This window comes from Pseudomonas syringae pv. cilantro (genome assembly GCF_001293775.1).
Lineage (GTDB): Bacteria > Pseudomonadota > Gammaproteobacteria > Pseudomonadales > Pseudomonadaceae > Aquipseudomonas > Aquipseudomonas syringae_P.
This window is the reverse complement of sequence record NZ_LGLN01000040.1, coordinates 1-1,149: the sequence shown is the minus strand read 5'-3', so window position 1 is coordinate 1,149 and position 1,149 is coordinate 1. Positions and strand designations below refer to the sequence as shown.

The window sequence follows — 1,149 nt, the reverse complement described above, 5'->3', positions numbered from 1 at the left end:
GTTGGCTTTGGTCAGTCGTCGGGATTCGCTCATCAGAACGAGACTGGCGGATTTACGGTTTTTCCCCGGGGGGTAGAGGTCCTGAGCCAGCCATTGCTGAATCTTGTTCCACACCAGGCCCAGCGTAATCGGTTCGGGCGAGTGACTATCCTGCTCTTCAGCCGGAATGTTGATTTCTTCTGTCAGCAACATGGCAACGTCGAGCAAGGCGACGCCGTCGGTATGATCGACGTTGAGATCAGCCATCAACTGGACGAACCGGTGCCATAACGGCGTGTCATCGGGCATATCGCGAAAGCGACCGGGCTTGCCAGGTACGCCGACCAGAACTCGCTGCAGAGAGACTTCTTGCGGCGACATGCCGAAGAACTGCTGAAGCATCGGTGTGGTGGCACCCAGACGAAGCGCGCGCTGCACGATGCGGATCTCTTCGTCGGTCCGCTCTTTGTTGGAGAGCAGGCGCTTGACCATGTCTGGATCAATCGCCACCTGGCACCAGATGACGTTGGAGTTCAACAGCACGCTCTGAGAGGAAGGCTGCTGGAGCAGTACCAGAATTTCCGGGTCCAGGCCCATGTCGATGCAGCGCTTCACCTCACCGTTGCGCAGGTGATGCAGAATCTGGGCGACCATGGCTTCATTCAGTGGATTATGTCGTTTTGACATGTTCAAACTCCTGTCGCAGAACGCCGCGATAAAACCTCACGAGGTGTATGGCCCATCAACGTTCATCGCTTCCAGCTCGACCAGCCGGCGGCCTAACCGGATCAGCCGGAAAAGCTTGACGATGCAGGCATCATCCAGACGGCCCGCCAACACGGCCTCCCGTCTTCATACCTGGGGCTGCCGATTAGCAACTGGCCCAGCGCTGCCGTGAATTGAAACTCCGCCACGTCCAGGGGAGCCTCGGGTGTCTGCCGGTTCAGGGCGATGGCGTAGACCCCGCTGATGGCCTGGAGCAGGGTCAGGGTGTTGTTGGCCAGTTCTGTGAGTTCCAGGTCCATCGGCGGCTCGTGACATATAAAGCCCAGACCTCCAGGTACTCGCGCCACGGTGTCGCGGTTCAGCCCGGCGGTCGTGGCGATTTCGTGAGCAAGCTGAGCGATGACCTGACGCAGTTCATCGGGCTGGTCAATGATGCGTTCGATG

The 1,149-nt window shown here is 58.8% G+C and carries 1 protein-coding gene and 1 pseudogene; both read right to left on the bottom strand.

The window, feature by feature from the left end; translation table 11 throughout:
• A partial coding sequence (locus ABJ99_RS12740) for a DUF2857 domain-containing protein (protein ID WP_054086140.1) occupies positions 1 to 666 on the bottom strand: 666 nt, incomplete at its 3' end.
• Between the two features lie 36 nt (positions 667 to 702).
• Positions 703 to 1,149: pseudogene (locus ABJ99_RS28665) on the bottom strand (ParB family protein); the annotation flags it as partial.